At 56.2% G+C, this 9591-nt stretch carries 8 protein-coding genes; 1 reads left to right on the top strand and 7 read right to left on the bottom strand.

Annotation, left to right across the window (positions count from 1 at the left end; genetic code table 11):
* The coding region (locus tag NZ823_10620) for a polysaccharide biosynthesis/export family protein (protein MCS6805579.1) at positions 1-213 on the bottom strand (213 nt) is incomplete at its 3' end.
* A gap of 1408 nt (positions 214-1621) precedes the next feature.
* On the opposite strand from NZ823_10620, the gene NZ823_10615 reads away from it, so the two are divergent.
* Positions 1622-2452, top strand: a complete 831-nt coding sequence (locus NZ823_10615) for an acyl-CoA desaturase (GenBank protein ID MCS6805578.1) — start codon at positions 1622-1624, stop codon at positions 2450-2452.
* A 135-nt stretch (positions 2453-2587) separates the two neighbouring features.
* Here the strand turns inward: NZ823_10615 and NZ823_10610 are convergent, their stop codons facing one another.
* The 6 genes from NZ823_10610 to NZ823_10585 form a co-directional block, all read right to left on the bottom strand.
* On the bottom strand, positions 2588-3745 hold the full coding sequence (locus NZ823_10610; GenBank protein MCS6805577.1) for an ABC transporter permease: 1158 nt from the start codon (positions 3743-3745) through the stop codon (positions 2588-2590).
* Positions 3746-3749: 4 nt separating this feature from the next.
* The gene (locus NZ823_10605) at positions 3750-4883 is read right to left on the bottom strand and encodes an ABC transporter permease (GenBank protein MCS6805576.1); all 1134 of its coding nucleotides are present in this window, start codon (positions 4881-4883) and stop codon (positions 3750-3752) included.
* Positions 4880-5818 (bottom strand): ABC transporter ATP-binding protein, encoded by a 939-nt coding sequence (locus tag NZ823_10600; protein MCS6805575.1) that lies wholly within the window; start codon positions 5816-5818, stop codon positions 4880-4882. Before NZ823_10600 ends, NZ823_10605 begins: the two co-directional genes overlap by 4 nt.
* Complete coding sequence (locus tag NZ823_10595) at positions 5815-6753, bottom strand: ABC transporter ATP-binding protein (GenBank protein MCS6805574.1); 939 nt, start codon at positions 6751-6753, stop codon at positions 5815-5817. The genes NZ823_10600 and NZ823_10595 overlap by 4 nt, the downstream gene beginning before the upstream one ends.
* Positions 6754-6853: 100 nt before the next feature.
* On the bottom strand, positions 6854-8044 hold the full coding sequence (locus NZ823_10590; GenBank protein ID MCS6805573.1) for an efflux RND transporter periplasmic adaptor subunit: 1191 nt from the start codon (positions 8042-8044) through the stop codon (positions 6854-6856).
* A gap of 17 nt (positions 8045-8061) precedes the next feature.
* A complete protein-coding gene (locus NZ823_10585) occupies positions 8062-9405 on the bottom strand; it encodes a TolC family protein (GenBank protein ID MCS6805572.1) in 1344 nt (447 codons plus the stop codon).
* Positions 9406-9591: the final 186 nt, after the last annotated feature.

Raw genomic sequence — 9591 nt, 5'->3', positions numbered from 1 at the left:
CATGTCCGGCTGCTGGAACACGCGGATAGAAAGCACATCACCCGGACTGATGATGTATTCCGCGTGCGGATGCGCTGGCAATCGCTTGAGCGATTTGGCTGGAGGCGACTGGACATCTTCCGATTGCTGAGCGGCCCGTTGCTGCGCGTATGCACGCCAGGCAGGGCTAATCATGATCATCAAAACAATCAAGGCACAACCACATCGCTTCACGACAACACCTCCTGCTGCATGTAACGAGGCGCTAAGGATAAACTAATTCTCGCATTTTGTCATGAGGCATGGGTTCGAACGGTCGGTCCAGCAGGCAAACAACACCGATTACCTATTGAAAAACCCTGATTTATCGCGAGGTAAATGGCCCGAACGTATCAATCAGCATTTGGCAAGAAGCAGAACATCATGAATGCATAGGGATGCACACTGTTATCGTGAAAATCTGCATTCGGCAATCAGCAATCGGTATCACGGCTGCCGCGTAGCGGCGCATTGACTTTAGCTCGGCTTTTCAAAGATTCAACCGTCGCTGACGCGACGACCATCTACTGCCGGCTGGCCTACCGTGCCCTGAAGGGCATGGCTAATGTCACTCTGCCGCTGGGGCGGCGGCATGCTACATACCTCACCAATTTTGCAACGCCACGGTTATGCCGTCGCTGACGCGGCACTACACACCTCACCAATATCGCAAGACACGGCTAACGTCAGGGTTTCCCCGGCGACAAGCACACCAGAGGCGTGCGATGCGAGCAATTTTCCGGGAAACCAAAATCTCCACCTGCGGAGCGCCGATGCACATTGCCGCTCGGCAACTCCGGTCTTGCCATCCTTATATCAATTAGTCCGAGCAAGGGGCATGAGAGATCAAGCGACATGGAGAGTAGCAGCAGCAGAACGTCCCAAGCAGCAGTCTCCGATTTTCTAATGGCATTCGGGATTACTCTCTTACGCGCCCGTTTCTGCCGAGCCGCGCCGGCAGCGCATGCAACGTTGCCAGACGTGCAACGTCTGGCAACGCAGGCCGAGCCATCGTGGCGCGTTGGAGACGCGCCAGAGCAGCGCACTCGTGGCTAGCAATTGGACAGCATGAACGAGCCGATGAGGGAACGTGTGGCACTATCGAAGGCGCAATGAATTGGGGGCGACGCCCACCCAGGACGTTGCCCATCTGGCTATCCTCCCTGTGGGCGACTGCCGCCGCCGAAGTAAATACCAAGTGAAGATCGCAGACTTGCGCTCAGTCAGTTCAGGTCCCGCTCTGCTTTTTGGCTTCATGGAAATGGTCTTTCTCTACGCAATTGGCATGAGAATCCGATAGAAATTTGCTTGACACAGTCACGGCTCTTCCGCTAGCCTTGCCGCCTTATACTAAACCGATGCGATTCCAACGTGCAGGGTACGATCATTGGCTGGGCAGGAGCATGTTGATTTTTTACCTCACGTCCCACCAGATAGCCATCCTAAACAATGGCCAGAGGCGTCAACCATGATGAGTGAACAGACGATCAAGAACCAAGCGGACGCGACTATCAACAACAACATCGAACGTTCTTCCCCGAAAAGAGTGGTCAAGCCTGATGATGAAAAAATTGATTGGCTGGGCAGCCTGCCGTTCTTCGGCATGCACGTGGCCTGTCTGTTAGTGATTTGGTCGGGAGTAAGCTGGACGGCCATCATCGTCTGCGCCATCACAGTTGTTGTGCGCATGTTCGCGGTGACAGGGGGGTACCATCGTTATTTCTCGCACCGCACGTATAAAACCAGTCGTCCATTTCAGTTCATCCTCGGCTTGCTGGGTACGACGGCGGTGCAGAAGGGGCCGTTATGGTGGGCGGCTCTGCACCGTGATCACCATCGGTATTCGGATACGCCCAAGGATATTCACTCGCCTGTGACCAGAGGCTTTTGGTGGTCACATATTGGCTGGATTTTGTGTTCCAAGTACACGAGGACGGATTTCAAAGCCATTCCTGACCTGGCCAAATTCCCTGAATTACGTTTTCTCAACCGCTACCACTTGATTGGCCCCGTCTCGCTCGCCGTTGGGCTATTTTTGCTAGGCTGGGTCCTGCAAAAGATGGCGCCAGGGCTGCACACGTCAGGCTTGCAACTGCTGACATGGGGCTTTTTCATCAGCACGATCATCTTGGCCCACTGCACCTACACGGTCAACTCACTGGCGCATGTTATTGGCCGTCGCCGCTTCGCCACCGGCGACGAGAGCCGCAACAGTTGGCTGATTGCCATGATCACGCTTGGCGAGGGCTGGCACAATAACCACCATCGCTATCCAGGGTCAGAGCGACAAGGATTTTATTGGTGGGAAATTGATGTGACTCACTATATCTTGAAACTGCTCTCGTGGGTCGGACTGGTCTGGGACTTGCGCGAGCCGCCTGAAGAGATCTACGTCGAAGCCAGTCAAACCAAACGCATGGCCAAAGCCGCTTAGAGCGATTTGAGCATCATCCGGCTGGGAACGCGCACGCTCGGTATCACCACACACGGGATGGAACGCGGATGGCAGGAGCGAACGGGCGCACGCGCGCTAGTCCGCAAGAACCTCCTTGCCGCCGCGCGCATCGCGCTAATCGAGCCGCTTGTGAAAGCGCCATGCGCTGAACCCCAAAATCATGGTGCCCAGCACCAACAAGATCAGCAGTTGCGGCCAGAGCACATCCAGGCCTACACCCTTCAGAAAAATGCCGCGCACAATTTCGATGAAATAGCGAACGGGATTCAGATAGGTCACATACTGCACCGGTTCGGGCATATTGCGGATGGGAAACGCAAATCCGCTCAGCGCGAAGGCCGGCAGAAAGAAAAAAAACGATGACATCACCGCTTGCTGCTGCGTGCGTGAGATCGTCGAGATGAACAACCCGATGCCCAACGAAGTTAACAAGTAGACAATGGCGCTGATCAACAAGAGCCACCCACTGCCCTGAAATGGTACGTCAAACACAATCAGCGCGAGCATCGTCATCACCACCACGTCAATCAAGCCAACCAGCGCAAATGGCAATGTCTTGCCCAACATCAACTCAATGGGACGAAGCGGTGTGACCATCAATTGTTCCATCGTGCCGATCTCCCGCTCGCGCACCAGGCCGAGCGCCGTCAGCATCAGTGTAATCAACGTGATGATGTTAGCAATCACGCCGGGCACAAAATAGTTGCGAGTGCGCAGTTCAGGGTTGAACCACACACGACTTTTCACCGCCAGCGTCGGCACACGCAGCTCAACCGGTTCAGCGCTCGGCATAGTCGCGCCGATGCGTCGCTCCGATAGCCTCTGAGCAAACACCTGCCGTGAATACTGCGCGATCAGTTGGTTGAGATAGTTGGCCAGGATCGAGGCCGTATTGGAATTGGTCCCTTCAATTAAGATCTGAACTGTCGCCGTCTCTCCTCGTTCCAGATCACGTCCAAAGCCGGGTAGCACATGCACGACGGCTTGCACAGCGCCATGATCGAGCGCCACGTGAATGTCCTCTTCCTGCGCATAAACCGCCACGATGTCAAGGTACGCCGACGCATCTATGGATGCACACAACGCGCGGCTCGCCGGCGTCTGATCTTGATCGAGCCATCCAACCGCGCCGTGTTCGACATCCAGGTTGACGGCGTAGCCAAATATCAGCAATTGCATGATCGGCGGCACGAATAAGAGAATCCGCGCGCGCGGATTGCGCAACACCTGGCGAAATTCTTTGCGAACGATCTCGCGAACCCGTGACCACATACGATCAGGCTAACTGGCGTCTGAGCGCGCGCGTCGCCAGCACGAAAACAATGACGGCATAGATGAGCAGAAACAACAACTCCACCCACAAGACGCGCACACTGACTCCCTTGAGAAAAATTCCCTTCAGCGCCGTCACAAAGTAACGGGCGGGAAAGATGTGAGTGATCAATTGCACAACGCCCGGCATATTCTCGATAGAGAAGATGAATCCCGACAACAAAAACGCTGGTAAAAACGATGTCAGAATGCCCAACTGAAAGGCAGCCAACTGCTGCCGCGTGACAGCTGAGAGCAGAATCCCCCAACACAACGCGCCGAACAAAAACAGGCAGCTCGTGCCCAAAACCAGTAGCGTGCTACCGCGCAACGGAACATCGAAGATGAACACGCCGACGCCGAGCGCCGTCAACATATCAATGAAGCCGACAACAAAGTAGGCAGCCATCTTGCCTAACACCAGCTCGGTCGCTCTGACCGGCGTGGAGAGTAATTGCTCCATCGTGCCCATCTCCCACTCTCGCGCAATCGTCAACGAAGTGAGCAGGGCGGCGATGATCATCAAGATGACCGCTATCAAGCCAGGGACGATGTAGTTCTTTGACTTCATGTCACTGTTGTACCAGACGCGCAGCCGCGCTTGGACTGGCGCGGCGCGCGCGCCCAGACCGTGTTCATCAGCCCATCGGAGTTGCCACTCCAGCGCGTAGCTTTGAAGCAAGGCTTCGGCATAGCCCAGGGCAATCGAGGCCGTGTTCGCGTCGCTGCCATCCACCAACAGTTGAACCGTCGCTTCCCGGCCGCCACGCAAATCTTCAGCAAAATGCTGGTCAATCACCACGGCCAACAAACAAGCGCCTCGGTCTATCTGCTGTTGAATCGTCGCGTAGCGATCAACGACGCCACCCACGTCGAAATAGCGTGATCCGCGAAATCGCTCGATCACGTCGCGGCTTTCCGGCGTGCGATCCGCGTCAAGGATCAACGTGGGAATTCGATCCACATCCAACGACAGCGCGTAACCAAACAGCAGCAGCAACAGCAGCGGAATGGCCAGCGCCATGATCAGACTGCGCGGGTCGCGCACAATGTGAATCAGCTCCTTGCCGGCGATAGCTCGTGTGCGACGCAGACTCATGAGCGAGTGCGCTCCTGTTGTTCAATCATGGCGACAAAGACGTCCTCCATAGATGGCTCAATCAGCTCGAGTCGCTCAATCTGGATGCCGGAGCGATCCAGCGTGTGGCGAATCTGCTCAATAGCCGTTGCGGCGTGTTCCACTGTGATATGCAAGCCATCGCCGAAGACTGCCATGTCCAGGATGCCCTCCGTTTGTTCCAATGCTTTTAAGCTGGCTCGTAAGTCTGAACTGAGCAGGTAGACCAGCCGATCGGAGGGCAAGAGGGTTTTCAACGCTGACGGGGCGTCAAGCGCGATGATGCGTCCACGATACATCAACGCCAACCGGTGACAATACTCCGCCTCGTCCATGTGGTGCGTGCTGACAAACACCGTGCGACCAGCCTCAGAAAGCGCATAGATCACATCCCAAAAGCGTCGCCGCGCAATCGGGTCAACGCCCGATGTTGGCTCATCCAGAAATAGAATCGGCGGTTGATGCAGCAACGCGCAACCTAGCGCCAAGCGTTGCTTCCAGCCGCCGGCCAACCACCGAGTTAACACCGCACGTTTCTCTTCCAGTCCGGCTAGATGCAGCACATATTCCTTTCGTTCAACGCGCTGATGCGCCGGAACGCCATAAATGCCACTGAAGAATTCAATGTTCTCCTCAACGGTCAGGTCGTCATAAAGCGAAAACTTTTGCGACATGTAGCCAATCGTTTGCTTGACGGCTTCCGGTTGCTTGGCGACATCAAAGCCGTTGACATAAGCTCGACCGGATGAGGGCGAGAGCAATCCGCAGAGAATTCGTATGGTGGTTGATTTGCCAGCACCATTGGGGCCCAAAAAACCGAAAATCTGGCCGCGCGGCACAGCGAAGGAAATATGATCAACGGCGACAAACTCGCCGAATCGCTTGACAAGCTCGGTGACCTCAACCGCCCAGTTCATGACGTGACAGCCTTGCGCACTAACGCAATAAACACATCCTCCAGCGAGGGAACCAGTGGCTTGAACTGGAAAGGTCCTAGCCCGTGTCGGCTGAGCTGTTGCTCAAGGATGGCGACCGATGTGCGCGCCGGCGACAAAAACAGATGCAACACCGCTCCTGCCGGTTCCACACTCAGCACGCCATCACAGGATTGCAACACCTCTCTGGCAGCCCGTTGATCAGGACCGCTCACTTCATAACACAGCTCGGAGACAGCCTGCTTGAGCCGTTCCGGTGAGGCGCAATAGATCAAGCGCCCTTGATAGATCAACCCAATTCGATTGCACCGCTCGGCTTCGTCCAGATAGGATGTGGTGACCAATACAGTCAAGCCTTCCTTGACCAACTCGTAGAGAATCACCCAAAAATCACGACGCGAGACCGGATCAACGCCGCTGGTCGGTTCATCCAGCAGAAGAATGGTTGGCCGATGCAGCAACGTGCACATCAACGCCAGCTTCTGTTTCATCCCGCCGGACAGGTGCGCCGCGCGGCGACGACGGAACGGTTCCATGCGTGTCATCTTGAGCAATTGTCTGGCGAATGTTTCCCGTTCGTTCGACGGCAGGCCGAACAAATCGGCATAGAATCGCATGTTCTCGTCAACGGTCAGATCATCATAGAGACCAAATCGCTGGGGCATGTACCCGATATGCTCCTTCACCGCGTCGGGCTGACCGAGGAGCTCATAGCCGGCGATCCACACCTGCCCTTCGGATGGGCGTAGCAAACCACAGAGCAATCGCAGCGTCGTGGTCTTGCCTGCGCCATCAGGGCCGACCAAACCAAAAATCTCGCCACGCGCCACCTCCAGATTCAACCGATCAACGGCGATGAGCGAGCCAAAGCGGCGCGTCACATTGCGTGCCTCGATAATAGGCTGTTGGTCATTCATCATGGTTCGAGACGGTGTTGTAGCTTGCTCTCCGAGGCCGGCGCGTCGAGCTATTGGGCGGATCAACATTCATCACGATTCGAGACGATGTCGTGGCCCGCTACTGCGCACCCAATAAAATTTCCGCATCCACAGGCATATTGAGCTTCAATTCGTGCTGCGGATTCTCAACCTCAATTTTAATTCGATAAACGAGCTTGACGCGCTCCTCAGGCGTCTGGATTTGTTTGGGCGTGAACTCGGCTTCCGAAGCAATGAATGAGACGCGCCCCCAGTAAACCTTGTTGGGAAATGAATCGGTGGTGACCTTGACCTTGGCGCCAATTTTGACCCGCCCCAAATCCTGCTCACCAATATACCCGCGAATCCACGGACGATCCAAGTCGCCAATGGTGATCACGGTCGCCCCAGCAGCCAGCATTTCACCAACCTCGGCGCTTTTTTGCAGCACAACACCATCAATTGTGGAAACGGCGACGGTGTCATCCAGTTGTGCGTCAACAAGGGCTACCTGGGCGCGCGCGCGATCCACGTCGGCGCGTCGCGCCGTCAACTCTTGCTCGCGTCGCTTCAGCTCCAGCTTGGCCGCCTCGGCCAGCCGCAGTCCGGCCCTGGCTCGCTCGACCAACGCGCGTGCCGCTTCAATATCCTCGGCTCGCGGACCTTCTTTGACCAGCGCCGCATTTTGCTCAGCTCGCTTCAGTGTCGCCGTGGCCGCATCATATCGGGCGCGCGCCTGATCATACTGCGCCGTTGAGATGTCTTCATTCGCATACAAAACCTGCGCGCGCCGCCATTCTTTCTCAGCCCATTCAAACTGCGTGCGCGCCTCCTGCACAAGCGCCTGAGCCTGTTCAATCTCCTGGGCGCGTGAACCAGCCAACAGCTTGCGCAAATGGGCTTCGGCCTGTTTCAACTCAGCTTGCCATTGCGCAATTTGTCCGATGACCGTTTGCCGCTGATACTCGATAGCTGTTTTCAATTGGTCATATTGCGACTGAGCAGCAGTCAAGATGGCGCGTTCCCGGTCACGTTGATGCGCCAACTGCTCCTGGTCAAGCCGAGCAATCGTCATGCCTTTCTTCACCACGTCGCCTTCGTCAACCAGCAACTCAACTAATCGTCCGGCTGTCTTAAACGAAACCTTGACTTCGCTCAATTCAACATTGCCGGAGACTCGAATGCTGTCACTGCCCTTCCGTTCAGATCGCGTCCACCACCAGAGGCTAAGTGAAACGACAGCGACAACAACCAACACCGTCGGGATGAGCACTTTCTTTGCGGTCATCATACTGCTGTCCATCACCTTCAGCGAATGATCTGGCGAACCACGCCGATAGCGCGGGCGACGTTGAGGACGGCCAGATGATAATTGAACACGGCAGTGAGACGATTCTCCTTCGCTCTGACCAACCGCGTCTGCGCATCGGTCAATTCTAAACTGGTGGTGACGCCGGCTTCATAACGACGTTGCGCTTGCGCAAGCTCGTTTTCCGCCAACACAAGCCCTTGCTCTGCCACCTTCACCTGCTGCTCAGCCGATTGTAACCTGTCAAGCGACACGCGAACCTCCAGCTCGATCTGCCGTCGTAAATCATCCCTCTTGATCGTCTCTTGGCGCCACAGCGACAAGCTCTCCGCGCGACGCGCGTCGCGTCGCCCTCCATCAAAGAGTGGAATGCGAACCGAAAGGCCATAACTGCGCGTAGGGATCGCTCGGTTTGGGCCTAAACCAATTGAGCCATAATCGGCAAAGCCCACCACTGAGGGGAATCGTTCAGCGCGCGTCGCCTGATAATGTAACTGCGCGCTTTGCTCACGCCACTGTTGCGCTTTGACGTCAGCGCGAGTCTGAAGAGCAAGGCGTATGGCCTCCTCAGCGCCGAGCGAGTCCAACGGCGCAAAATCGAGCGTGTCGCTCAGCTCTAATGTGACATCAAACGCAACACCGATCAGGCTGGCCAACTGAAGATACGCGCGGCGCAGCTCCTGTTGAGCCACTAGTAAGCGTTGTCGTTCATTGGCTAATTGAACGCCAGCCCGCGTCACCTCGATACCGGTGCCCGTGCCGGCGGCCTTCTGGTTAACCGCCAAGTTCAATAACGCTTCGGCCAATGCCACATTCGACTCAGCCTGCTCCAGATTCGCTTTGGCACGAAGCGCGGCCAAGTAAGACTCAGCCGTGGCGCCCGCTATTTCGTCATTGATATGCTCGCTTTCGGCCTGAGCGCTGCTCAGCGCCCTCTGCGCCGCTTGAAACCGACGCAGCGCACTCAGATCGAAAAGGCTTTGATGAACTGTGGCGCGCGCATCGAACACCGAAAACGGTCCGGCCAGCGTGGGCAGGCGGAATCCGGCCACGGGAAGCTCAAACCGGATGCCGAAGGCTTCCAGGTTCCGCGTCAGATTCTGTTCGCTGACCGAGGCATCCACTATCGGCAGCAATGCTGCCCGTGACTGCGCCAGCCGTGACTCTGACTGCCGAATCAGTTGCTCGGCCAGTTGAACCCGCGCATGGCCGGCCGGCGCCAAAGCAAGCTCGACCGCTTGCTTCAAACTGAGATGCAACCGTCGTGGCTGCGCTTCAGACGATTGACCATGACAGGTGACAGCCCACATTACCACCCAAACAATGAGCAAAGCAGTCTGCATCCACCTACTCGCACAGCACTGCTGCGCAGGCCTGATCGTTGGCTTGTGTTGTTCTCTCCCCATTCGCTTCTTTGAACCTCCTCCAAAAAGTGGCACAGGCGTTCCCGCCTGTACCCCATTTTCATCCTTCGTGGCGTGCTGTTGCATAGGGACGATTCCTCTGAGAATGTGGCACAGGCGTTCCCG

The organism is Blastocatellia bacterium (genome assembly GCA_025054955.1).
In the GTDB taxonomy this organism is placed as follows: Bacteria; Acidobacteriota; Blastocatellia; order HR10; family J050; genus JANWZE01.
The sequence above is the reverse complement of the archived record's forward strand: the minus strand, read 5'-3'. Positions and strand labels throughout refer to the sequence as shown.